Source organism: Haloferula sp. A504 (assembly GCF_044385805.1).
Taxonomy (GTDB): domain Bacteria; phylum Verrucomicrobiota; class Verrucomicrobiia; order Verrucomicrobiales; family Akkermansiaceae; genus Haloferula.
In genome coordinates this window covers 52,467-78,083 of sequence record NZ_JBISBU010000022.1, presented here as the reverse complement: position 1 = coordinate 78,083, position 25,617 = coordinate 52,467, and the positions used below count along the sequence as shown (strand labels likewise).

General features: G+C 60.3%; 12 protein-coding genes. 6 read left to right on the top strand and 6 right to left on the bottom strand.

Annotated elements, in window-relative coordinates:
• Positions 1–1,254 (top strand): hypothetical protein (locus ACG2LG_RS12300; RefSeq protein ID WP_396259387.1); only part of this gene is annotated, 1,254 nt, incomplete at its 5' end.
• A gap of 210 nt (positions 1,255–1,464) precedes the next feature.
• On the top strand, positions 1,465–4,440 hold the full coding sequence (locus ACG2LG_RS12295; RefSeq protein ID WP_396259385.1) for a hypothetical protein: 2,976 nt from the start codon (positions 1,465–1,467) through the stop codon (positions 4,438–4,440).
• Between the two features lie 38 nt (positions 4,441–4,478).
• On the opposite strand, the gene ACG2LG_RS12290 is transcribed toward ACG2LG_RS12295, so the two are convergent.
• From ACG2LG_RS12290 to ACG2LG_RS12280, 3 genes are all read right to left on the bottom strand, one after another.
• Positions 4,479–5,834 (bottom strand): sulfatase, encoded by a 1,356-nt coding sequence (locus ACG2LG_RS12290; protein WP_396259384.1) that lies wholly within the window; start codon positions 5,832–5,834, stop codon positions 4,479–4,481.
• Positions 5,835–5,968: 134 nt separating this feature from the next.
• The gene (locus ACG2LG_RS12285; RefSeq protein ID WP_396259382.1) at positions 5,969–8,344 is read right to left on the bottom strand and encodes a DUF6288 domain-containing protein; all 2,376 of its coding nucleotides are present in this window, start codon (positions 8,342–8,344) and stop codon (positions 5,969–5,971) included.
• A gap of 32 nt (positions 8,345–8,376) precedes the next feature.
• Complete coding sequence (locus tag ACG2LG_RS12280; protein WP_396259388.1) at positions 8,377–10,281, bottom strand: family 20 glycosylhydrolase; 1,905 nt, start codon at positions 10,279–10,281, stop codon at positions 8,377–8,379.
• Positions 10,282–10,514: 233 nt separating this feature from the next.
• On the opposite strand from ACG2LG_RS12280, the gene ACG2LG_RS12275 reads away from it, so the two are divergent.
• The 4 genes from ACG2LG_RS12275 (at position 10,515) to ACG2LG_RS12260 (ending at position 19,533) form a co-directional block, all read left to right on the top strand.
• A complete protein-coding gene (locus ACG2LG_RS12275; protein WP_396259380.1) occupies positions 10,515–11,897 on the top strand; it encodes a sulfatase-like hydrolase/transferase in 1,383 nt (460 codons plus the stop codon).
• A 184-nt stretch (positions 11,898–12,081) separates the two neighbouring features.
• Positions 12,082–12,771, top strand: a complete 690-nt coding sequence (locus ACG2LG_RS12270) for a PEP-CTERM sorting domain-containing protein (protein ID WP_396259378.1) — start codon at positions 12,082–12,084, stop codon at positions 12,769–12,771.
• A gap of 504 nt (positions 12,772–13,275) precedes the next feature.
• Positions 13,276–16,365 carry a glycoside hydrolase family 2 TIM barrel-domain containing protein gene (locus ACG2LG_RS12265; RefSeq protein ID WP_396259376.1) on the top strand — a complete coding sequence of 1,030 codons (3,090 nt, stop codon included), beginning with the start codon at positions 13,276–13,278 and terminating at the stop codon, positions 16,363–16,365.
• A gap of 231 nt (positions 16,366–16,596) precedes the next feature.
• Positions 16,597–19,533, top strand: coding sequence for a glycosyl hydrolase (locus ACG2LG_RS12260; RefSeq protein WP_396259374.1), 2,937 nt, complete (start codon positions 16,597–16,599; stop codon positions 19,531–19,533).
• 67 nt (positions 19,534–19,600) lie between these two features.
• Here ACG2LG_RS12260 and ACG2LG_RS12255 read toward each other — a convergent pair whose 3' ends face one another.
• From ACG2LG_RS12255 to ACG2LG_RS12245, 3 genes are all read right to left on the bottom strand, one after another.
• The gene (locus ACG2LG_RS12255; RefSeq protein ID WP_396259372.1) at positions 19,601–20,878 is read right to left on the bottom strand and encodes a fibronectin type III domain-containing protein; all 1,278 of its coding nucleotides are present in this window, start codon (positions 20,876–20,878) and stop codon (positions 19,601–19,603) included.
• A gap of 58 nt (positions 20,879–20,936) precedes the next feature.
• Positions 20,937–23,672 carry a DUF6288 domain-containing protein gene (locus tag ACG2LG_RS12250; RefSeq protein ID WP_396259370.1) on the bottom strand — a complete coding sequence of 912 codons (2,736 nt, stop codon included), beginning with the start codon at positions 23,670–23,672 and terminating at the stop codon, positions 20,937–20,939.
• 512 nt (positions 23,673–24,184) lie between these two features.
• Positions 24,185–25,603, bottom strand: coding sequence for a hypothetical protein (locus ACG2LG_RS12245; protein ID WP_396259368.1), 1,419 nt, complete (start codon positions 25,601–25,603; stop codon positions 24,185–24,187).
• Positions 25,604–25,617 lie beyond the last annotated feature (14 nt).

Below are 25,617 nucleotides of genomic sequence, written 5' to 3'. Positions count from 1 at the left end.
TACTTCTGCATCGCGGCCAACACCCGCTGGGGCGAGGAGAATCCCGAACTCAGCTACGGCACGCCCAGCAGCTACCACATCCCCTACACCGACGACTACCTCGCCTACCTCTCCGCGGCCATCACCGACGCGATCAAGACGACGGGCATCGACGGATTCATGATCGACTGGGTCTGGATGCCCAGGCGGAGCAGCACCAAGGGAAAATGGATCGACGCGGAGAAGAAACTCTACCAGCAACTGATGGGTGAAGCCTTCCCCGGCGAGGACAAGTTGACCCGGGAGCAGGAACTCGCCTACGGCCGCAAGGCCATCGATCGCTGCTGGAAGGCGATCCACAAGGCCGCCAAGACCGCCGACCCCGACTCCATCATCTGGCTGACCACGAACCATGTGAATCATCCATTGGTGAAGGATTCCGACATGTACAAGGAAGTCGACTGGCTGATGGGTGAAACCGGGCGCCTGGATGAAATCCTCCCCCTCAGGTCCATCGTCGGTGAAGACACCCGCCTGATCACCTGCTTGTCCGACTTCGGCGGGAACGACCCGACCAGCGCCGTGCCGGAGGCCATCGAGGCCGGTGTCGGCTTGTATGGTTATGCCAAACCGACGAACAGCCGTGGCACCATTGACCTGGAGAAGATTTTCCCCAAGCAGCTTTCCGAACTCGGCGGCAACTTCAAGCGCATTGCCATCATGGCGAGAGCCTATCACGGCCTGTCCATCGATGCGATCTGGAAGGATGGGAAGTTGGTCGAACCCGAGAACCCCCCGGCCTTCCGCATGAGGTTCAAGGGCCGCAGGGGCTTCTCCGATCAGGGCAGAATCGAGTTCGGCAAGGACAAGGCCACCCTTGACATTCACACCCCCTATCAAATGGGCCGGGCACAGCTGACCCGCGTCGGCGATCAATGGCCGTCCACCATCGCCGTCAGATTCGTGAGAAGGCATCCCGACCGGCCTCATGCCAACGAGTTCCGGGTGGCCAATGGCAAGATCGGGGTCGGCATTGTTCAGGAAGACAAGGTTCATGCCATCGCAGGGGAATGGCTGGATCAACTCGACCTGGACAAACCCTGGAAGGGGGAAGGCTTCCTCAATGGCGGCAAGCCGGAGAAGCCCATCCCGGTGAATCGAACGCAGGCCTCGACCACTGCGGACAGGGTCGAATTTGTCATCCCCTCCATCATCACCGAAGGCAACCCACCAGTCATCACCTTCGAGTGGGGGTACAATGGCGGGGTCCGATGATGAAATCCCACCGGCGCCGGGTCTTGATTCCAGCGGGAAGATCGGACCCTCCCGCATCCCCGATGCCAAGCGGCGGGGTCCACGCCTGCCAGCGAACAAGCCCTGATGCCAGTGAGCCCCACACGAACTTCACCACGTGCCTGCACGGACCACCACACGCTCCGGAATCCAATCTTGAGAAATGACATGAACTCCCAACCATCCGCCATCATGAAGACAAGCCGCATCGCCTCTTTGCTCGGCGCCATATTCCTTGGCTTGCTGGCTCCCGGCCCCGCAAGCGCGGAGGCCGCCGACAGACCCTCCCCCGCTCCGGCGATCCAGTTGGGCGCTCCCTTCTGCGACAACGCCGTTCTGCAACGGGACATGGAAGTGCCGGTCTGGGGATGGAGTGAACCGGGCACGAAGGTGACCGTGACATTCTCGGGCCATAAAGCCACTGCGACGGCAGGCAAGGATGGCAAGTGGGTGGCCAGGCTGAAACCACTGAAGACAAGCGCCGAACCCGCCGAGATGGTCATCACCGAGAGCACCGGCAAATCGGTCACCCTGAAGAACCTGCTGGTGGGTGAGGTCTGGCTGGCCTCCGGCCAGTCGAACATGCAATGGGTCGTCTCCAGAAGCCGGGTCGCCGCCCTGGCTCAGAAATTCAGTGCGGACACCAAGAACCAACCCGCCCCCATCCGGGAGTTCCAGGTCACCTCGGTCACCTCGCAGCTCCACCCGATCCGCAAGGCGACGGGCGCCTGGAAGAACGGCAACTATGGTGAATACAGCGCGATCGCCTTTGCCTTCGCCGAGAAACTCTATCGGGAAATCAACGTCCCCATCGGCATCCTCAACTGCTCCTTCAGCCAGACCGAGATCCAGGCATGGGTCCCACGGGAGGGCTTTGCCAGTGCGGAGGACGAATACAGCAAGGCGATTCACCTCAAGTGCCTGCAGACCGATCCGACGACCCCGGAACACCAGAAGGCCTGGGGCGCCTTTTATCAATCGCTGGAGGACCAGATCGCCGCCGTCGATGCGGCGCAGAAGGCAGGCAAGGATGCGAAGAAGATCACGGCCGACGTCCCCGGCAATCTCAGCAGCAACCGGGACGCCACCTGGCTCTTCAATGGCCGGCTCAGCCCGGTCGTGCCCTATGCCCTTCGTGGCGGCATCTGGAACCAGGGCTTTGCCAACATGAACGAAGGCCTGGTTTATTATAACAACCTCCACAGCCTGATCCGTGGATGGCGGACGGTCTGGGAGCGCCCGAACCTGCCGGTCTATTTCCACCAGTTTTACAGCGCCTACATGAGCCCGGGCAAGGAGGACAACAGCCCTTCCATTCAAGGGACCGCAGAGATGCGTCACGGCACCTGGCTGGCCCGCGACATCCCCCACTCCGGCATGGCCTCACAAATCGATGTCACGGGCGGCATCCACTACATCAACAAAGCCGTGCCCGGTCAGCGCCTCGCCCTCCACGCCCTGAAGCATCAATACGACCTGAAGGACCTCGTCGTCGATGGCCCGATGTATAAATCCTACCGGGTCGAGGGCGACAAGTTGATCCTCGAATTCGACCACGCCGATGGCGGGCTGCTCGTCGCCGAGACCGAGACGAATGCCCGGACCAAACCGACGGAAATCGTGGACGGTGATCCGGCCTCCGCAGTGGCCGGCTTGGCCGTCCCCAAGATTATCCCCGATGGCGAGGATCGGGTGAAGCTCTTCTACCTGGCCGGAGCCGACCGCGTCTGGCACCCGGCTCAGGTTCACATCGATGGCGATAAGGCCATCGTCTCCGCCCCTGGCGTCAAAGAGCCCCGCGGTGTCTCCTACGCCACCGCGGGCGTTGGCTTCCAACCCAACCTCTACAACAAGGCCATGCTGCCCATGACGCCCTTCATCGTTTACGATCATGAGTTCGTCACCAGCGAGAACTGGCCGGACGAGAAGCTCAAAGTCGCCGGCGTAAAAATCGACCCCACAACCGTCGGCAAACTGCATGAATATTTTAAGATGCCGCTCCTGAGTGTGCAGTTCCGTGACGACGCGGTCTTCCAGGCCGATCAACCGGTTACCGTCTGGGGATCGACCCGCCAATGGGGCGAATGGCAGGACGAGCCGGAAGAAGGCGAATGCAAGGTTCACTTTGAGTTCGGCCCGGCAAGCGGCGCGGCACAAGGCAGGATCCGGAAAGTCATCGATGTCACCCCGGAGATGGCGGAGTGGCAAGTGGTCTTGCCAGCCTCCGAAGCCAGCGCGCAGCCCCACACCTTGAAAGTGCGGTTCACCATCGATGGCGAAATGGTGCACGAGCGCGTCATCACCGGCATCATCTTCGGCGATGTGTGGTGTGTCGTCACGCCCCCCAACATCAAGGTGCCGGAAGTGGCACCCTCGGGGCAGATCGTGCGCATGATCGAGAACCAGTCCAACCGCGACGGCCGGGCCGAGCCCAGCCGCTTTAGTATCTGCACCTCCCGCACGCCGAAGAACCGCCTCGCGGCTTACTGGAAGGAGGCTCATGGCCTCGCGGCTGCCATCGGCAACCAAATTTCCGCGAAAACCAGTCGCCCCGTCGGCATCATTTACCTGAAGGCCAGAAAGGACGTGCCGATCAAGAACTGGATCGCTCCGGCCTTCCTCAACGAAGCCCCCAGCCTGATGGAAGACTACAAGACCGTCGGCAGCCAGTATCCGCACAACCCCTACTACCTGGACAACGTGAGACGCTACCTTGCCGAGTGGAAAGCCTATTGGAAGGAATATATTCCTCAGATGATGGTGACCGGCACCGTACCAGACGGCAGCCAGTGGGGCACCTACCCCTCACCCAAAACCGACATCGGTGATTCCACGGCCTGCTTCGAGTACAACGTCTACATGCACTCCTTCACCCCGGCAGCGCTCAGCGGGATCGTCTTCATCAGCGGCCGGGAAATGGTTCCGGATGACCGCAAGCATTTTGCCCCGGAGATGGCCGCGCTGGCCAAAAGCATGAAGACGCGGTTCTCCATCCAGCCCGGCCCCGACGGTGGTTGGCAGACAGGGAACCGGGACATCCCCTTCATCTATACACTGCCCACCAAGACCCTGGCTCCGAACATTTCGACGCCGACCATCCGCGGGACGCATACCGCAGTTGAGGTCAATGACTGGTTGGATGCCACAGGAATCCTCTCTGAATTGTAGCACCTCCCCAAACCGGAGCACCAGTCGTGAATGGATGGCTACCGCCTTTTCCGAGGTGCCGGGTTTTTCGGGAGGTGGGTCTTCAGTTCTGTCACCACTGCTGCGTAGTCCGGATCGTCCGCAAGATTGTTCCACTCCATGGGGTCCTTCATGTGGTCGTAGAGTTCTTCGGATCCGTCGTGGTAGCGAATGTAGCGGTAGCGGGCGCCGCGCAGGCTGAACCCAAGCTCGTTGGCCGTGATTGCCGGGATGTCCGATGGCGCTTTATCCGGATTCTCGAGGTAGGGAAGAAAGCTCCGGCCATCGATGCTTCTTCTCGCGGGCAGGCGGCAGAGATCGATCAGTGTCGGGTAGATGTCCTGCAGGCTAACGGGGCTGGAAACGCGTCCGCCCCTTGTGATGCCCGGGCCTGCCAACATCAGCACACAACGGGACGATCGTTCCCAGAGGGTGAATTTTGCCCAGCGATACTTCTCTCCGAGTTGCCAGCCGTGGTCCGACCATAGCACGATGATCGTGTTGTCCCGGTGAGGCGATTTATCCAGGGCATCGAGAATGAGGCCGAGACAGTCGTCGGCGAAGTTGATATTGGCCAGGTAGGATTGGACGCTCTTTCGCCAGACCTGTTCATCCGATACAATTCGCTCTGCGACCGGACTGGGTCGCTTCACAGGTTCGCCGACATCATCGAGATCATCCTCCTTGATTTTCGGCAGCGTCAGGGAATCCAAAGGAAACTTGTCGTAGTATGCCTGCGGCACGTTCCATGGTTCGTGCGGGCGAAAGATGCCGCAGGCCAGAAAGAAGGGTTTCTCGTGCTCCTGTTGAAGGACCCCGGCGGCCCACTGGGCAGCTTGCCAGTCCTTCATGTCCGAATTGGGGACATCGACCGGAGCCCACCAGTCCAGGAACTCTTCGATCGTGCGCGGCGGCTTCTCGCAGTCCACCCCTTCCGGCTCGGGATTTTTCCAGTACCCGTTGTCAAAGACTTCGTCGTAGTCTCCATGATGGAAATGATGAAGGAGCTTTCCCGCACCCCACGACTTGTAGCCCTGCTGGCTGAAATATTGCGGGAGGGTGACGAGGCTCTTGAGATCGTCGTAGAGTCGGTGATGCCCATCGCTGTTATGATAGAGTCCCGTCGTGGCGGGCGCCTTGCCGGTCATCACCGCGCACCGCGTGGGCACGCAGGCGGGCGACGGGGTTGAAGCATTCGTAAACAACACGCCTTGCCTGGCCAGACGGTCCAGATTCGGGGTCTTGGTGTCGGGGTGCCCGCCCATGCACCCGATCCAATCATTCAGATCATCGATCGCAATGAACAGAACGTTGGGCCGACTGTCTTCAGCGATACACGGGAAAGCGAGGACCGTTGAAACAATCCAGATCAACATCAGGGTTCGTTTGTAGCACCTTGCTCTCATTCTGAACTTCTCCCAAGAATCATGGACAGTGACCAGCTTCGATCAAGTCCGGCCCGCCGGCATCCTTCCCTGGGAAGGAGTTAAGACAAACGCTTGATGAGCTGCTAAAGCCCGAGTTCAACCAGCTCCGGGGTCTTCTTCAGTGCCTTGATTTCCCGGATGCCTTTTCGCAAAGCGGCCAGCTTTTCCTCCTTGGCCCATTTGGGAAAGTCCTCGACGTGTTCGAAGTAGTATTCCGCCTTCTCTAGCAGCGGGATCGCCCGTTGCGCATGCGTGCCGTAGCGTTTCAGCATCTCGATGTATTTGGGCACCCTCTTCCGGCTCCCGTGCGGCTTCTGTGTCCGGATATGCGTGGCGATCATCTCAATGCCCTCGTCGATGAGGTTTCTACTGTAAAGCTCGAGTCCGGCATCCTGGATCTGACCGTCGAACATGATGCCGCTCGGAGCGCGCTCTCGAATCGCACGCTGGACGGCGGGCATGATCGGCCTCAACTCCTCCAGAGATAATTTCTCGTAAAGCGTCCTCAAATTGCCGCGGGTCCAACCGTCTTCGTTCTGCAGCGCGGATTCGATACCGGCGAGCAGGAGCTCCCGGTCCACCCCCTTGATCGAGCGACGAAGCATTCCGGTTCTCGGGTGAAACAGTGCTGCCACGATGTAGCGCTGCTCCATCGCGCGGGGATCCTCCTCGGTGGGACCGATCGCCATTCTTTTGAGCAAAACGGGCAAGGCGTTTTGTTTGGCGGGATCGCCGATTGCCGCCAGCGCTTCGGTGGCTTTGACGCGCAGCCAGAGATCATCCGCCTTCAGCGTCTCGAGCAGCTTGGGAATGGCTGGCTCGGCTCGTTCCCTCATGTGCCCCAGGGCGGTGCAGGCCCCTTGGCGCGCCTCCAATGAAGGTGAATCGAGCAACCGAATGAAGGGCTCGACGGGTGCGTCCTTCTGCTTGGCCAGAGCCTCCGCGGCACGTTCCCGGATGATGGGTGACCAACTGCTGAAGGCACTGAACTTGCCCTCCGCATAGTCCGGGTGACCTTCAACGATGAGCTTCGCGGCATCCTTCGGACCAAAGGGCGGGAGCACGAATGGCTTGCTGCCCGTCAGACGAATCGCCTTCCGAGGCATGGCATAGGCGATCAGATACATCCCGGTCGCATCCCAGTTGCCGTAGGAGTCCTTTTTCGCCTGTGGCGGTCCCTGGTGCGGGAAGCTGTGATCCCATTTCCGGGCAAGATCGAAATACCAGGCCCCGAACTCCTGCATCCAGGCCCCGGTGGCATGAGGCCCGCCACGTGCCACGCCCGGCATCGCCCAGGTGATGTTGAAGAAGTTCCCGGTATGTCCGGTGTCGCGCTCGCGACCATGCGCGGCGGTGCTCATTTTGGTGAAAAATCGGGTGGCTTCGGCATCGCCTAGTTGATCGAACAGGACCGCCGCCATTCCGTTTTTCCCATTGTCTTCGTGATACTTCATGTAGGGCGCATGGTCGCCGTAGGGGACACAACCCTTGCCACTGTAGAAGCGGAGCAGCGTGACGCTGCGCTCGATCGCCTTGACCACCTCGGGGTCTTTGACGCCGGCCTCGCGCGCCAGCACCATGCCGATCGTCAGCACCGCACCGGGCGAGTTCATCATGCCGTAGCCGGGAAGACGGCCATCGGGATTGGCAAACTTGTGCCCCCATGAACCGACCATGCTCTGTCCCTTGGCGGCTTCCATGGCGATCCGACGCAGACCGGGCAGGACGGAAGTGTCACCGGTTGCCAGGATATATTCGCCGAGAAACACCGTGACGTATCCATACCACCAGGTCGCGAACGACTCGGTGGAATAGTCCGCCGCCCACTCCGCCTCGCGCTGGATCAGTGGATGGTATTTCGGGTTACCGCTGGCCAGCAGTCCAAGGGCATTGAGCGAACGGACGATCGGGTTCTGTTTCCCGTAGCCCGGCTCCTTCATTCGTCCGGCGAGGGCCTCGCAACTTTGATTGAGAATCTCGTACGACTTCCCGCAATCATAGGGTGCCGTCGGACTGTAGGGGCCAAGGTTCTGCAGTTGAAGGATCACCTCCTCCGTCCCCCCCTGACGCCAGCGAGTCAGTGCCAGTTTGCCATCGGCAGCCTCCGCAGCGCTCAGGGCTTTGCCGATCTCCGTTCGTGGATCATGGCGGAAAGGCTGTCCGCCCACCCCCAGCAGCACATCGCCCCGCTTGAAGATGCCATCGGCCGGAGAGCCCTTGTCGACCTGGGTGATGTAAACCTGACGGGCTTGGTCGGTCGACAGCCGCCGCTGCGTGTGCATCCAGCCGCGCAGGCCGGTCGCCCCCAGATTCCAGTCCTTGGGCGCCTCCTTCACAGGGAGCGGCTCACCCTTCGTGAAATCCGGATTCGGAACGCCCGGCAGGCGCGCACTAAGTAAAAGGCTGATGAGAAGACCGGCGACGAACGCCGGTGAATTTCGCCCGAAGTTGACCATCATCCCACTACAGATTGTTTTCCGATCAGCTTGCATTATTTATTTTCTAACAAATTAAGGAGGGGGGTCATCCGCTCCTTGCTGTCTGCGAGCCCGCCGACGCGATTGCGCTGGAGCCAGAGCTTCTCATGACTCGCAAGCAGCGATCTCAGCTTCCCGGCCAGCCGTTGGCGTTCGGCTTCGGGCACCTTCGCCATCTCGTTCCCCTCAGCTGCCAAGCGGGCGTCAAAGAGGTCGCAGGCGAAAAGCACGAGCTCGGCGGAGTGACGGATCTCCTCGATGACGAGACCGCCATCGTCGCCGGGCAGGCGCGCCTTGCCCAGAGGCCTCATCGATTGCTGCACATGTTCCCGGATCCGGGTCACCTTTTCCGGAGTGAGCCATTTGAAATGGTTGATGGTCATTGGCAACTCGGGATCGAGCATGATCTTGGCCAGATAGGAGGTGTCCCCATTGTAGTATCCCTCGGGCACCGCGTAGGCATTGCCGACTTCACAAACCACCTTACCAATCACGCCCGCCTCATCGAAAAAGACGTAGCGGTCCAGTAGTGACGGAACATCTGCGTCCAGATTGCTTTCGACACACCAGCTCAAGCCCGCGCCGTAGACGAAGCCGGGAAACGGCGAGGCGTAGCTTTGCCAGGCACCGCGCGCACACCAGCTTGTGTTGAGCACACCGATGGCTCCGTGTTCCAGTCCGTGGGTCACTGCATTGCGGATGTTGTCAAAGGCGCGCTGGGTTCTTCCGGACAGACTGAGCCAGGCGGACGTGCCTGGACAGACGTAGAAGGGCACGCCGGATGCCTTGTATTTCCGGCATTCCTCGCCGTAGGGATGTTCGGGACGATAGCCCCAGACCATGGCGATGACGTTGTCGGGGAGTTCCGGAATCAGCTCCGGGTAGTGCCGGATGATGTCGCCCCAGAATTGCATGACCTTGCCGTGCTTCTCACAGACCGCGTGGATCTTGAGCAGGAAATCGAGATAGACCCGCCCGAAGCCGCGCTCCTCGACGAGTTCCCTGCTTCGCCCTCGGCCGAGGTCGTGGGTCTCGTCGCAACCCACGTTGACCTGACCACTGGTGAAATGCGGGATCAGTTGCCCCAGCAGGTCGTCGACCAAGGCGATCGAACGCGGATCCGTGACGCAGAGCGCTCGTGGAAATTGCCAGCCACTGCCGGTTTGGAAGCCATCCGGCGCTTCGGCGAATTGTCGGTAGGGCTCGTGCTTGAGCCAGCGCTCCATGTGCCCGAAGGTGTTCTGGTTGGGCACGAGTTCGATGAAGCGCTCCCTGCAATAGGCATCGAGCGCCCGGACCTGCTCCGGGGTCATCGGGCTGGCATCCTTCCAAACCACCTCGTGGCCTTTGTAGGCAAAGCTGTGCTCGGTGTAGAGTTGCAACTGGTTGATCTTCCAGGAGGCGAAGTAATCGACATACTGATAGAGCGTCTCCATGGTCGGGATCTTGTCCCGCGAGACATCGAGCATCACGCCACGGTTCGGGAAGTCGGGCCAGTCGCTGATCTTCATGCAGGGAATCGGCTGGCCCGCCGGAATCTGCTCAAGGATCTGACCGAGGGTGAGCACGGCATACCGGAGCCCGGGCGCATCGTGGGCATACACGCTGAGCCGCTTGTCCGTGACCGAGATCCGGTAACCGTCCTGCTGCGGCACCAGCTCGGGGCTGAGGCGAAAGATGATGTTGCAGCGCTGCGGATCCCACTCCGCCGTCGTTGACGTGGAGAGGCCCTGCTTCTTCAGGACCGACCGAAATTGCACCGCAATGCGCCCGACTTCCGCCTGCCCGGCATCCGGTGCCCAGATCAGGTTTTGCCCGGCCGGAGAAAAAACTTCGCCGACCAAACTGAAGGCTCGCGGGGCCGGAAGAAGCTCAAAGTCCCTGTTCCCACCCGAAGATGCCTGCCCTCCATGGGCCATCGCGGAAAAAATGGTGAATCCTAACAAAACGAGCACCCGAACCCTGAAGAAACTGGCTTGCCTGATCAATCCACTCATAAGCAAAGTTTGCCTGGACGAGTAAGAACACAAAACCAACATGCCGCAAGGGAAGCTTTCGGAGGCATCATGCAGTCCTTGTTCTGCAATTCCCTTGACTCTCTGAACATGAAACGTAACCCCCTCACCCCATCGTTGTTCAGTTCATCACAGCAGTGAGGGCATGGCTTTTCCCCGCCGTGGTTCTGGCATTTGCCACAGCCACCGGGCTTTCGATGGCCTTTGGCCGGAGCGCCGCGATTGCGAACAAACCCAACATCGTGATCATCGTCTCCGACGATCAAGGCTATGGGGATCTGGGCTGTTACGGCTCCGGGGAAGCGGAGACACCCAACCTTGACCGGATGGCGAAAGAAGGGGTAAGGCTCACGGATTTCTATGTCACCCACCCCGCCTGCACCCCCTCCAGGGCCGGTCTTCTGACGGGCCGCTACGCCCAACGCTGCACGGCCAACTGGGCATTGATCAACCGGAACCACCCGGCATTCAACGACGAAAAGGAGTACACCGGCGGGATTCCAGCCTCGGAGGATTTCCTGTTGCCAGCGGTACTGAAGGAGGTGGGTTACCGAACCGGATGCTTCGGCAAATGGCATCTTGGCCACGGACAGGGACAGAAACCATTCGACCGGGGCTTTGACGACTCACTCATCAGCGCGATGGGATACGTCGATTGCTTCACGGGGCGGTTTTTCGGTCACCCTGACATCTTCAAGAACGGAGTGGTTCAGGATTTCAGCGGCTACACCAACGATGCCTACGTCGATGCCGCCATCAAGTTTGTTGAAGCCAGCAAGGATCACCCGTTTTTCATCTACCTGCCCTTCAACGCGGTGCATTCATCGCCTCCCACGGAGGAACGGCCATACCCCATGGTCCAGGCACCGGCGGAGGACTTGAACCATTTCAAGGCCAAGGGCTTTTCCGGTCACCGCCTGCACTACCTCGCCGCGTTGCACCGCATGGATCAGGGGATCGGAAGGCTGGAGACCGCCCTCGAGAAGAATGGCGTGGCGCAGAACACCCTGGTCATCTTCTTTTCCGACAACGGCGGGCACCACAAATTCGGGGCCGAAAACTCTCCCCTGCGTGGGCAGAAGGCGACCCTGTTGGAGGGCGGAATCCGGGTCCCCGCCATCGTCAAATGGCCGGGCGTGCTGCCACCGGGGGAGCTTTGCGAAGAACCACTGATGCAATTGGATTTCTTCAACATGTCGCTTGCCGCGGCAAAAGCCAGCGTCCCCTCCAGTCGCAGGCTGGATGGCAAGAATCCGACCCCCACCCTGAAAGGAGAAGCCGCGTCGCCCCACGACAGACTGGTGTTCCAGTTTCACCAGTCCGTGGCCGTGCGGGAGGGGCGCTACAAGCTGTTCCGACCTCATGGAGCCCATGCGGGTTATGAATTGTACGACCTGGAAAAAGATGTCGGAGAAACGGAAAACCTCGCTGTTGAACACCCCGATGTCGTCCAGCGCCTCGCTGCAGATCCGCTTCTGGAAGAACTGGAGGCGCTGTTTGAGGCGACTCCCCGTGAGTAGACCGATTCCTCTGCCCCGGAGGGAAGATGGGAAAGTCAGCTCGGCGACTGCCATTCGCTCTATCCTAGAAATGGAAACAGAAAGATGCCAGTTTGTAATGGGCACGCATTTCCAGGTTCGTAATGATGCGGCAGTTTGACGTCTTCGACATCAGACAGCGAACAACCATGGACAGCGAACAACCATGAACAGACTGGCCCCCATCGTAAGCTTAGCGCTGACTCTTTCAGCCTCCGCACACGCAGCGGTGCTCGCATCCACGGATTTCAATGACAGCACCGCTTCGGGCAATACGAAATCCAATCTGAACTGGAGTCTCAATGGCATCAATGATCCCGGAAACCTGTCGGTCTCTGAGTTTGGCGGTGGAGCGGTCAACCTGTTTAATGGTCAAACCCTGACTCAAGACTCATTTACCCCGGCACTCAATGTCGCGAATCTCAACACCTCTTGGACTTTCGATATCCCGATCACAGTCTCCTCGGGCTTTGATGTGACATTGACGGACGTGACTTTCAACGCGCTCTCGGTGAGTGGAGGTGAAGCGGAGAATCCCAATCGCCAGAATGACTTCACGGTGTCTTTGCTCAACCCAAGTAATGGCTTGGTCGAGGCCATCACGATCGCAGACACAGTCGCCGGCTCAGGTTCACAACCGCTGGTCACTTTCGACTTCGTCGATGTTGCGCTGGATCTACCCGGCACCTACACCCTGCGGATTCGCGGTGGGGACTATACCGGCACCGACACATCAGGCAACCACACCGGTCTGGACAACCTCACCATCAACGGCACCGCGATTCCAGAACCCTCGTCATTTGCCCTGCTGGCTCTCGCTGCTTTGGCTGCCATCGGTCGCCGCTCGAGGCCTTAGTCGTGCGAGGAGAAACCACAGTCTCTTGTGGGCGACTCATCCCGAAGGATCCACTCTCAAAAGAACCCGGCAACACCTTACGAGAACGTCTTCCCCATCCCCGATGGCCCGACTCGCCAGTTCTTCCGGATTCAATATGAGTTACAATATCTCAACTTCCGGGAAATTCAGGACAAGCACGAAGGGTCGGTTTGGAATACAGATGGCGCGAGCCACTGGATTGCCTGCATCTTCAGGGTGGACTTCTACGGTTTGCGCGCCATGGGTGGCGGGCGGGCAAATCATGGTGGCGGGCGGGCAAATCATGGGGCTGGTGGATGAGATCGCTGCGTTTTTGCTCAATCGTGGATGTCGATCCACTCATTCGCAATGCCTTGCGAGGAGGCCCGCCTCCCCCGCCAGAGAGGCCCGCCCTCCCGCCAAGCATCTCTCATCCTCCATCTCCTATCGCCGCCCCGGGAATTCGTGAACACGATCTAGCACTTGTTGAACAAGAGAACCCGTATGAAACTCCACCAGATCATACCAACCATCCTGTTGCTCCACCCGGCCCTGGCCGCCCAAAGCGTGCCTGCGGAGGCCTGGGATGACCCCTCCATTCTTCAGGTCAACACCCTGCCACCGCATGCCCGGATGATGACCTTTCCGTCGCTGGAAGCCGCACAGGTCGATGACGAGCGCCTAAGCCCATGGGTTCACTCTCTCAACGGCAACTGGAAGTTCCAGTGGTCCGAGAACCCGGCCAGCCGCCCTGCCGAATTTCACAAGATCGACTTTGATGACACCGACTGGGGCACGATCCCGGTGCCCTCGAACTGGCAGGCCCACGGCCATGGCATCCCGATCTACACCAACGTGAAATACCCCTTCCCGGTCGATCCGCCGAAGGCCCCGCGTGAATTCAATCCCGTCGGCAGCTACCGCCGCAGCTTCAGCCTCCCGGATGGCTGGGAGGGCCGCCGCACCCTGATCCATTTCGCGGGGGTGAACTCGGCCTTCTACCTCTTTGTGAACGGCAAGAAGGTCGGCTACAGCCAGGGCAGCCGCACCCCCGCGGAGTTTGACATCAGCCAATATCTCGTGCCGGGCGAGAACCAGTTGGCGGTCGAAGTCTACCGCTGGTGCGACGGCTCCTATTTCGAGGACCAAGACTTCTGGAGGCTCGCGGGCATCTACCGCGATGTCTACCTGTGGTCCCGCGACGACACCGGGATCGAGGACTTCCATGTCCGCATGGACCTCGACGAGCAATACCGTGATGTGACGCTCGCCATCGATTTCAAATGCTACGGGGACACGACGGGGCAAACCGTTCGCGCCACGCTCACCGCGCCCGACGGCCGGCAGGTCTTCGAGCGCAAGCTCTCCGCTGACGAAGGCGGACTATCCGAAGTCATCAGCAATCCCCTGAAGTGGACCGCGGAAACGCCCCACCTCTACCAACTGCACCTGAGCCTGCTGGATGCCAAGGGCGCCGTCGTCGAAGTCATCCCCTGGAGCGTGGGATTTCGGGAGGTCGCGATCATCGACGGCGTGTATTGCATCAACGGCGTGCCGGTCAAAATGAAAGGGGTCAACCGCCATGAGACACACCCCGACTCCTGGCACAACATCCCGCGCGAAAGCATGCTGGAGGACATCCGGATTTGTAAGCAAAACAACATCAACGCCATCCGCACCTCGCACTATCCCAACGATCCCCATTTCTACAAGCTCTGTGATCGTTACGGCATCTACGTGATGGACGAGACCAACAACGAAACCCACGGCAAGCGGGAACTCTCCGGTCAGGAAATCTTCGTTCCCATGCAACTCAACCTGATTGAGCGCATGGTTCAGCGTGACAAGAACCACGCTTGCGTCGTGATCTGGTCGCTGGGCAATGAGGCCGGAGGCGGTGCCGGCCCGAAGGCAATGTATGACTGGGTCCATGCATTCGATCCGAGCCGCCCCGTCCATGCCGAGTTTTCCAACGAAACCGCCGACGTCGCCTCCCGCATGTACGCGGGACCGGGCACCTTGCTGGGTCGAAAGCAGAAACCCTTCGTGCTCTGCGAATACACCCACGCCATGGGCAACAGCAACGGCAACCTGAGCGAATATTGGGATCACATCTACGCCGAAAGGCATCACATGGGGGCTTACGTCTGGGACTTCGTCGACCAGGGCCTGCGCCAGCCGGTGCCGGAGGCATACCGCGACCGCATCGGTGTCGGCCCGGTCAAGGACAGCTTCTTCGCCTACGGAGGATGGTGGGAAAATGCCAAGGGCATCTGGAACAAGGGCAACTTCTGCATGAATGGCCTGGTCGCCTCGGACCGGACCCCGCACCCGGGACTGGGTGCCATCAAATACATCTACCGCAACGTCCACACCACCCCGGTGGATCTCAGCGCCGGCAAGCTGAGCGTTCGCAACTGGTTCGATTTTTCCAACCTGAAGGACAAGGTCGATGGCCGCTGGCAGGTCCTGAAGGACGGCGCGGTGATGGCGGAAGGCGAGATCCCCGGGCTGGATGTCCCGGCGCATGCCACCGCCCCCCTCACCCTCAAGCTGCCTGAGATTCCCTCCGACTGCAGCGCGGAATATTTTCTCAACCTCAGCTACACGGCCAAAGAAGGCGACTCGCCCCTGGTCCCTGCCGGCCACGAACTCGCCTGGGAGCAGTTTCCATTGCACGCCGCCCCGGCGACATCCTTCGGCAAGGTCGGCGGTGAACTCGCCGTCGACGAGGATGGTGATCTCACCCGCATCAGCGGCAATGGGTTTTCTGCCACCTTCGACAAGCAACAGGGCACGCTCACCGACTTCCAGTATCAGGGCAAAAAACTGCTGTGCGAGGGCCCACGACCGGAGTTCTGGCGCGCCTATACCGACAACGACCGCAAATCCTACAAACGTCACTCCAATGACAAGTGGAAGCATGCCGGCGACAACTGGAAGCTTCAGACCTTCAAGGTCACCAGGAATGACTCCGCCGTTGTCATCCAAACCAGCGCCCTGCTCCCGGAGCTCTACGACGCCCGGCTGGATATCGCCTACACCATTCATCCCAACGCGGCGATCGATGTCGAATACAACTACCAGCCCGGCAAGGTGCCCGAGAAGGAGGAGTACCCCGAACTCAAGGCTCCTTTCCGCTACGGGGTGAAACTCCAACTCCCCTCCGGGATGGACCGGGTGAAATGGTATGGACGGGGTCCCGAGCCGACCTACAGCGATCGCAAGTTTGAACGCATTGGCCTCTATGAAGACACGGTCGACGGCCTCTGGGTCGACTACCCCCGCCCCCAGGAAAACGGCAACCGCAGCGAAGTCCGCTGGTTGACGCTCAGAGATCCGGAGGGCCACGGGCTGCGCATCAGCGGCATGCCTGAACTGAATTTCGCCGCCCGCCACTATTCGAGGCAGGTGATGGAAAGCGCCGCCTACAGTTTCGAGATGGAGCGCGCCGATGTGATCCACCTCAACCTCGACAAACAGCAGACAGGCGTGGGCGGCAACAACAGCTGGGGCACCCCTCCCATGCCGGCCTACCAACTCAAGAATGAACCGACGCAATTTCAATTCCGCATCGAAGCGCTGACCCAGTGAACGGATGGAACCCCTTCGAATCACCAGGCTTGCGGCGCTTCGACATCACGCCGCAACATCCTGTCAAAAAGGGGCCGCTGACGAAACATCGGCCGACCCGCCACAGGCGCGGCCCTGGGCAGGCACCGCAGCCCATTCAAACCAAAGCCAATGAACCCCATGCGACACCTGTCGTCCAAACGTCGCCACCGCAATCCGCTGCGCAAAGTCCTGCTATGCCTGGTCTTGTCCATGGCATCCCACGGGTCGGCCCAGTCGCCCGCACTGCAAGACGCCTTTCAAGATCCACCCAATCCCGCCCGGCCGGGTGCCTACTGGTATTTCATGGACGGCAACCTGGACCGCGAGGAAATGACGCGCGACCTCGAATCGATGAAGGCTGCGGGAATGGGACATGTGGTGTGGCTGGAGGTCAACGTCGGTGTGCCAAGGGGACCCGTCGAGATGCTTTCGCCGGAGTGGATGAAGCTATTGCGCCACGGGGTGGACGAGGCCCGCAGACTCGGCATCGATGTGACTCTCGGGGTGGGCCCGGGCTGGACGGGGACGGGCGGACCCTGGATCAAACCGGAGGAGTCGATGCAGCATCTCGTCTACTCCGAAACCACGCTCAAGGGACCGGCAACGATCAAAGAAAAACTCCCGATCGCCCCGCAGCGGGCCCGTTGGTGGAAGATGCTCGACGTCGACTTTTATGAGGACGTCGCGGTTTACGCCTTCCCCGCCACCGAGGTGACCCTCGAAGACGCGGATCAGGTCGCCTTCTATCAACGCTCCGATTACATGCACGGTTCGGCGGCCTTTTTAAGTGGTCCGGCCATCCCCGCCATCAATCCGGAGGAGCCGGCCATCGATCCGGAAGCCGTCATCGACCTGACTGGACATCTCAACGCGGAGGGCATCCTCGAATGGGAGGTGCCCGCCGGTGAATGGACCGTCCTGCGTTTCGGCCGTCGCTCCAACGGCACCAGCAATCGCCCGGCATCCTTCCCCGTGGTCGGGCTCGACCACGACAAATTCAGCCGGGAGCTGCTCGAAAAGCACTTCGAGCACTACTGCCAGAGACTGATCGACGCCGCCGGGCCAGGTGATCCGGATTCGCAGGGTGGCCTCGTGGCCCTGCACCTCGACAGTTGGGAAATGAACGCCCAGAACTGGTCCCCGGGCTTTCTCGATGCCTTCCAAAAGCGTCGCGGCTATGACTTCACCCCCTGGCTGCCGACCCTCTCGGGTCGCGTGGTGAAGGACCGGAAACTCACGGAGCGCGCGCTCTGGGACTTCCGCCTCACCATTCAGGAACTCATGCTGGAAAACTACGTCGGTCCCCTGCGGGAAATGAGCCATGAGCGCGGCTTGAAGTTTTCCATCGAGCCCTACGGAGGCAACCAGAGCAACGACCTCGAATACGGTGCCTACGCCGATGTGCCGATGTGTGAATTCTGGAGCACGAAGTATGACACCTCCTACTCCGCGATCGAAGCGGCCTCGATCGGCCATACCCTCGGCCTTCCGATCGTTTCATCGGAAGCGTTCACCGGCCACCGCGATGAAAAGGGCCGCCACTACCCCGCTTCGCTCAAGAACCAGGCCGACTGGGCACTGGCCATGGGCGTCAACCACTTCCAATTTCACACCTTCACCCACAAGGCCCTCGGCGAAAAGGCCCGGCCCGGCATGACCATGGGCGGCTGGGGCGTGCGCTGGGATCGCGGACAGACCTGGTGGCCGATGGTGGACGGCTTCCACACCTACCTCAGCCGCTGTTCGCATCTGCTCCAGCAGGGCACCACCGTTTCCGATGTCCTCTACCTGACGCCGGAAGGTTCGCCCCACACCTTCATCCCGCCAGAGAGCGCCCTCGCCGGAGCCGGCAAACTACCCGACAAAAAGGGCTACTCCTTCGACGGCTGCTCCCAGGGCATCCTGAAGCAAATGGTCGTCAATGGAGATCGGATCGGCGTGCCGGGGGCAACCCAGTACCGCCTGCTCGTCCTTCCCCGCTTCGAGACCATGACGCCGGACTTGCTGCGCACCATCATCGGCCTGGTCGAGAACGGGGCCACGGTCCTGGGTTACCCGCCCAGCGCCTCCCCCAGCCTGAGCAACTATCCGAAATGGGATCAGGAGGTGCGCCGTCTCGCCGAAGAACTCTGGGGCAAAGCCCCCTACCCGCAAGTCCGCAAGTTCGGCAAAGGACAGATCCTTCTCGATGCGGGCGCTGCCGAATTCCTCGCCGGAAAACCCGAGGCGACACGAGAAAAAAACAAGATCAGCATCTATCCGGATTACGGGCTCACCGCCGGCATTCTTCAAAGCCTCGGCCTGGATGAAGACTTCAATTCCGAAGTACCACTGCGCTTCACCCATCGGCGCACGCCAGAGGCGGACATCTACTTCGTCTCCAACCCCTCCGAGGAGCCGGTCGAAACCAGCGCCTTTTTCCGCGCCCGCAGCGACCAGCCGCAGCACTGGGACCCCATCACCGGCAAGATCCGCGCCCTCCCCGAGTTCAGCCCGGAGAAGTCCGGGACGCGCATCCCCCTGCGTTTCGAGCCTCTGGAGAGCTACTTCGTGGTGTTTGCTCACGCCGCCTCCAAGCGCAGGGAATCGGCAGGCGGGGTCAACTTCCCGAAAAGCGAAGCCCAGATGACCCTTGAAGGCCCCTGGGAGGTGAGCTTCGACCCAAACTACGGCGGCCCGGAGAAGATCACCTTCGAGGCGCTCAAGGATTGGACCCAGTTTGAAGAGCACGGCGTCCGGTACTATTCCGGCATCGCCACCTACCGGAAGCGCTTCGAGTTCAAGCGAAACGGGACGGGCGCGGGTTCAACAACCTACCTGGAGCTCGGCACCGTGCACGACATCGCCCGGGTCAGACTCAATGGTCAGGATCTGGGAGTGGTCTGGTGCGCGCCCTGGCGGGTCGACATCACCGGGGCACTCAAGGGCGGCGTCAACCAACTCGAAATCGAGGTCGCCAACCGCTGGTCCAACCGCCTTCTGGGCGACACCCAGGCCCCCGACAAGGATGCCCGCACCCTGAAGTGGGACTCCGGCCTGCTCGGTGGAAAAGCACACAAGGCCGGTCGTTACACCTTCACCACCTCGCCCGGTCCCGGCGAACTCTTCCCCTCGGGCCTGCTCGGGCCGGTCAGGATCATGGACTAGGTTCACCCCCTTGACCACAAGGCCGCCAACAACAAACCACCACACGCGATGGCCGGTGGAGGTCCCGTCATTGGTCCCTGCTCTCCGACGGGCGTGCCGCAATGACGTGGGTGTCGATGACCTTGCCATCGACGTCGAAGACCTCGACGGTGAGAGCTTCCCTCGTGAAGGAGAGCAAGTGGAAGTGTTGGACCCGATCCGTCATGCCGGGTGACTGGATGTACCATCGGTCCTTCTTCGGCCAGCGCTGGTCGTTGTCCAATCCGCCCTCGCCGATATAGACGACGCCCGTTGGATCGTGCTTCCCGTCCCGAATCGGAACCGTCCGCTTGAGGACATGGCCATCCGCTTCGCAAGCAAGCGTGAGATTGTGCTTTTCAAAGAGAGGCACCCAGTTTTGGCGTCCGCCGCTGGGGCGCTTCACGGCAGGATAGACCGGATCGTGGTAGTGGGCCACCTTCCAGCGGTTGTCGTGTGCCTCGGCCAAAGCTGCGGCAAGAAACTCCTGCTGTGCGCCGCCTGTCCCGACGCCCTCATGCCCTCCACAGGTGTTGAGCGCGACCCATAGCACTTCAGAACTCAGGCGTGTGGCATAGTAGTGGTTCCCTTTGCCACCGGGAAAGCCCATCACCTGACCGAAGACGGGCCCCATGTCATGATTGCCATAGGCCGGCATCAGCGGGAGCACCCGGCCGGTGGAAGTCGTGGTGAGCTGATAGATTTTCAGCATCCCCTCCCATTGCCAGGGCGCATCACCGGTCCCGACAAAGTCCCCGCCATGGGCGAGAGCCAGGATGGAATCATCTTCTTCAAACTTTTTGGAGATGAGCTTATAAATGTGATGCGATTTTCTGGAATTGCCCTGGGAATCACTGCCATAAAACATTTTGAATGGTTTGTCTTCCGCCGGGGCGGTCTTGAAGTGGTATTCTTTCGAAATGGCGCCATCACTGGAGAACACGAAATAGTAGATCGTGTCGGGCTTGAGGTCCTTCAGCTGGGTGTGGTGATAATACAGGCTCGGCTCCTTCGATTTGGATTTCTCATGGACGTGGTAAGGTCCGGTCTCCGTGCTCACTTGACTGTGCCTGTAGTTTTCAAGAACGCCCCCGTGGCTTTCGGTATCGTAGTAGACACGGTGATCCGTACCCTCTTCTTCAGTGTCCCAGCAGACCATGGCGCGAGTTTGCGGGTCGTTCGTCCAAATCACACGAAGGTGCTTGACGACCTCGGCCTCGTCGGGGCCGGAACGGCCTGTGGCATCCTCGCCAAAGGCCTGCAATGACAGGCACAAGGCCATCATCGACGCGAACATCAATTTGAATGAAGACGTGAACCATTTCATGGGGTAGCGGAGTTCGGTTTGTTATTACTGAGGCGGATCGTGAACGGAAATTTCGCCATCATCCTTTCACATGCACGTAGAGCTCGTAGACAGGCACGTAGTCCTTGTTTCTTTCCAGCTCAAAATTCTCCTCGATCATGAGAAACCTCCTGCCACCAACGGTGAGGACCTTGAAGTGATAGGCCTGATCAATGAAGGGCTTGAAGGCCATGTTTCCGGAATGCTTCATGGTCTTTCCATACCTCCAGGAAACGCCGCCGTAGACATTGATGATTTCTGATCCCTCCTTGACCCGGAAGCCCGCGCCAATGTCCTTGGACTCCGGAGACGGCAGCCCTCTCAACTTTATGTAGCGCTCGATGAACTTGATGGCCTCCTCCTCGCTCTTGATTTTCTCTTTGCGAATTCTCAGTGGGAGCCAGCCGCCAACCAGTTCTTCGTTGAGTTGGAATTCACCCCCGAACACGTATTTGTCCTCTTCCCGGCCGCTGATGACCCATTTCGTGGTGATTTTCGGCATGGCATCCAGAAAGTGTTGCCCCTCCTCGGAGAATCCGATGAGACTGGCGATGTTTGCCCGCTTGATTCCTCCTCCACCGGGAACCACGAAAATCCCCCGCTCGCTGACCATCTCATTGGGCAGGTCACGGTAAAGCGGCTTCAGCACCTCCACGGCATACTCGCGCATTTCGGGAGTTCCCTCCGTCTTGAGTTGACTGGTGATCATGCCGGTCCGTGTGACAATCGGGTAGGCGGTGGCCTTCGAGAGAGCTTGAGCCACGGGAGGAAACACCGTCCTGTAACTTTGCGGGTCGGCGAAGAGCTGCTTGCTCGTCGAGATCGCCGATCCCTGGATCCAGTGCTCCTCGTGAACGATCAGGGAAGCGAGCAGGTCCCTGAATTCGCGCAACTTATCCAGATCGGCATGGGCCAGCACGCCCAGGGCCCACTGCTTGACGAACCAGGAAGTTTCGCGATCCCGGATCAACTCCTCGACCCGGCTCCACATGGCGGGCGTGACCCGGTCGGGGTCCATGTTGTTTTTGCGCCAGGTGCCGAGATACTCGTGGAGGGCCATGATTCCCATGTGCTGCAGTCTCGCATCCTCCGACTCCAGGAGACCCATGATGGTGTGATCCTTTCTCAGCCGCAGCGCCGCGTACATGGCGGCGTTGCGGTGGCCGATTTCCGGGTGGTGGAGGTAGGTCACGATGTCCTGATCGGAAACCTCATCGCTCTTCATCAGCTCTTCGACGGCCTTGCCGGCATGTTGGCGGGGGTCTTCCTTCGCGATGTCCCCGACCGCATGAACGGGACCCGGACTGTTCACCAGCGCGCTGTTCTCCCCGCGCACCGGCTTGGCCGAGGCGAAGTCGTCATCGGCCGCAGTCCCCCAGGGACGAGCCGGCAGCTCATGGGTTTTGGCGTACTTGCTGGGTGCGCCGAACAAGAAGAGCTTCCTTCGCGGCAGGGTGTAGGTCAGGGCAAAGTAGTTGCCCCAGGCGAGTTCATTCTCACCCGCGCCCTCGTTGTAGCGGTCTCCGGATGCCCCGCCGACACCGATGCTGCCGGTGTGCCGGCGGGAGAGTTCCATCACCCACTTCCTCTCATCCAGATAGGCGCGGTATTGTTCTGGACGCAAATCCTTCATCAGAGCCATTGCGCTCGACTTCCAAATCTCGCCGATGCCTCCTCCCGTGTGACCCACACTGTAGGTGTTGATGCCATAAAAGCTTTTCATGGCGCTGATCTGGGCGGCTTTGTGATAGATGGATCGGTGTCCATCGGGCGTCAATCGACTGGCCGCCGCCATCGCCAAGGCGAGACCGCTGGTCTTGCCATTGCAGTCGCCGTAGCCGACCTTCGGGGTGTAGTCGCCGTAGGGCACGCTCCCGCGTCCTGCAAAGCGGTAAAAATGGCGCAGCGAGCCCTGCAGGGTGGCCTCGTCCACGTCCACCCCGCAGGTCTTTGCCAGCAACAGGAAGGTGAGGCAATGCACCCCTGCGGCATTCAGGTGTCCTCCCGCCTGGTAGGTGTAGGAGCCGCCCCTTCCGGCCCACCCCCCATTGTAGATGCGGTCCCGGAGATCATCGGCGGCCTTCTGGATCATGGGCAGGACCGACGAATCCCCCGTTCGCAGATAGTATTCACACACCCCGATCCCGCGGTAACCGATTTCCCAGTTGATGCTGCCGACTGTCTCGCGCTTCTTCATCCATCCACGAACGACCTCGAGATCCTTCTCCTCGCCCGTGGAGAGCAGGAACAGCACCGAGCCCCACTCCTTCTCGCCGACCTCGGCGATCCGGTCGGCCAGGTTCCGAACAATCTTGTCGGATTTTTTGCAGTTAAGCGGCCAGGTCGGACTGTAACTTTCCATCACCGGGATCGTGACCCTGACGAGGCCTTTGTCCCGAATGGCGAACCTGAGGACCCCGTCACTCGCCTCCGCATCGGTGATCAGCTCTGCCAGGATCAGGCGCGGGTCGCGCTTTTCGAGTTTGACGCCATTGATGCTCTCGATCATCTGCCCGCTCTCCAGTTGACCCGTTCCGGCCGCGGGCGAGCCCTCCTCGACATTGAGGATCTTCATCGACATCTCGCCTTGATGGTTGTGGATCGAGATGCCGATCCCGACGGGTCCGAAACTTTTGATCTGCCAGTTCGCCCGGGGATAGGGCTGAAAGAAGGGCTCCTCCTCGTAATAATCGCCCTTCGCCATGGTCATCGACAAGCAGAGCGATACGGTTGAGAGGGCCAGGATTCGGAAACAGGTCTTGATGCTCGCGTTCATGGATTGCTGTCGACTTCGGTTTTCTCAGCCCTGCCGGGCGACTCTTCGGTGGTTTCCCCAGAGTGGCGATTTGGATGCGACCGTGTGGTCAGATGAGTTGCATGGATCAAATCGGTCCCATGCGGCGCAAGGTTTTTCCATCTGTGCAATCAGGGTGTTGAAGCTGCTTGATCCGTCATCGAGAACGCGGGGTTCCGATCAATCCAACCGCACAATTGACACTGCCTTCATGACTGAATTTCAGGGATTTACGGGCTCTAAACGCGGTCATTCAGCTCAAGAGAATCGTCTCCCGACGTGATGGCTTCTCAGGCGATTCAGCCCGAATCTGACTTAGTTCCGAATACAGCTACGTACGGCGATCGGAGTTGCTGAATCGCCATGTCCTGTGTCTTGCACGTCATCACTGCATCCATGGTTGATGCGGACGATCTCAAGGCCGGGGAACCGCCCAGCCCGTCCTGATGATGCAGTGGCCGCATGCCGGGCAAGGCCGGCAGATCACCCGCTGGCTATTCGCCGCGCGGGATCAGCTCCATCTCGTGCAGGCTCAGCCCGTATCGACCACCGGGCGGATGGATCTTGAGCGGCTCGACCAGCAGGCCGTTGCCCTCGTTGGCGAAGTTCGCCGAGTAGCAGAGCCACATCTTGCGACCGTCCCCGCCGATGAACTTGCTGGGCACATTGAGGAAGTAGGCCTGCTCCCCGAAGTCCTTCATGTAGGCGACCATCTTCCACGGTCCCGTCAATTCATCGGCCTCCAGGATGTAGGAAGTCATCCTGGTCACCGTCGGCCAACCATCGGTCACGCACATCAGATACTTCTTGAGCCCGGGCACCCAGGTGGCCGTCACGCAGCCCATGTGGTTGTTCCATTCGAGCAAGGGCCGGATCTTCGAAAAATCGCCCGTCCAGACTGGATCCCCTCCCGTATCATGCCCGGCGAAGAACTCGTAGGCACTGAGGTCGTTGATGGTTTGCGGCGAGGGCGTGACGCGCGCCAGATAGACCTGGTCGGCGCTGATCCAACTGAGGTTGCCGTGATTGAAGGTCCTGCCCTTGAGTTGCTTGCGAGCCGCGGCCGCCGGGGCCTTGAGTTGAGGGTCGGCCTCCTCACCCCGCCGGACTTCCATGCGGATCGGTTCCTCGCAGACCCCATCGTGGATCACCAGCCCGCTGCCATCCTCCGCCGGGCGGATGCAGGGGCGGGGTTTCGGATCGTTCTCCTCCGCGCCCATGCCGATGAGGTAGGCCTTGCCGTCGGGCGAGTGCTCCATGTTGCGGCCGAAGTCCACGAACTTGGGCGCCCCCATTCTCACCGGACCGAGGAATTGGCCCGGCTCGGGAAACAGGGGCTCGGTGGCCGAATGGGGCGACGGCTCCCAGGTTTTCCCGAGGTCGCGCGAAATCTGGAATCCCGGCATCGGACCCAGCACCGGCCAGTTCCAGCTCAGACCCTGATGCCGATAACTCGCGCTCGGCCCCAGGCAGTAGGTGCCGTAGTACCAGATGCCGTCGTGGACCAGCGATCCACAGGGGTAGCGGCCCCGATAGGGCGTGGCCAGGGCCTGCTTGGGCGGCGAGGTGTTGCGGATCTCCAGTTTGAGCGGATCGTCGCCGATCATCACGGCATGGCCGGTCTTGAAACCCGACTTCACCCCTCCCCCGGAACTGCATTTGACCCCGTCGGTCACCCCGTCGGTCCACGGGGAATACAGATTCCCATCGGCGGCCCATGACGGGTAGAAGGTGTCGCCGACGTGATAATCACTGTGCCTGCCGGTGAAGCGCACCCCCGCGAAGTCCTCCGACATTTCGAAGGGGCAATCCTGCGGCACCTGCTGCCGCCATTCGGCGACCCCCTCCCCCGCCAGCAACGAACGCAGGCTGAGAACGCAGGCAAGGCCGATGAAATGGGATCGTCGATGCATCGATGGAAATGGGA

Excerpts from the sequence above, each read along its gene's own strand:
- ACG2LG_RS12265 (WP_396259376.1), top strand. The coding sequence starts at position 13,276 with ATGAAACTCCACCAGATCATACCAACCATCCTGTTGCTCCACCCGGCC.
- ACG2LG_RS12250 (WP_396259370.1), bottom strand. The coding sequence starts at position 23,672 with ATGAACGCGAGCATCAAGACCTGTTTCCGAATCCTGGCCCTCTCAACC.
- ACG2LG_RS12270 (WP_396259378.1), top strand. The coding sequence starts at position 12,082 with ATGAACAGACTGGCCCCCATCGTAAGCTTAGCGCTGACTCTTTCAGCC.
- ACG2LG_RS12245 (WP_396259368.1), bottom strand. The coding sequence starts at position 25,603 with ATGCATCGACGATCCCATTTCATCGGCCTTGCCTGCGTTCTCAGCCTG.
- ACG2LG_RS12285 (WP_396259382.1), bottom strand. The coding sequence starts at position 8,344 with ATGATGGTCAACTTCGGGCGAAATTCACCGGCGTTCGTCGCCGGTCTT.
- ACG2LG_RS12290 (WP_396259384.1), bottom strand. The coding sequence starts at position 5,834 with ATGTTGATCTGGATTGTTTCAACGGTCCTCGCTTTCCCGTGTATCGCT.
- ACG2LG_RS12280 (WP_396259388.1), bottom strand. The coding sequence starts at position 10,281 with ATGGCCCATGGAGGGCAGGCATCTTCGGGTGGGAACAGGGACTTTGAG.
- ACG2LG_RS12260 (WP_396259374.1), top strand. The coding sequence starts at position 16,597 with ATGGCATCCCACGGGTCGGCCCAGTCGCCCGCACTGCAAGACGCCTTT.
- ACG2LG_RS12255 (WP_396259372.1), bottom strand. The coding sequence starts at position 20,878 with ATGAAATGGTTCACGTCTTCATTCAAATTGATGTTCGCGTCGATGATG.
- ACG2LG_RS12295 (WP_396259385.1), top strand. The coding sequence starts at position 1,465 with ATGAAGACAAGCCGCATCGCCTCTTTGCTCGGCGCCATATTCCTTGGC.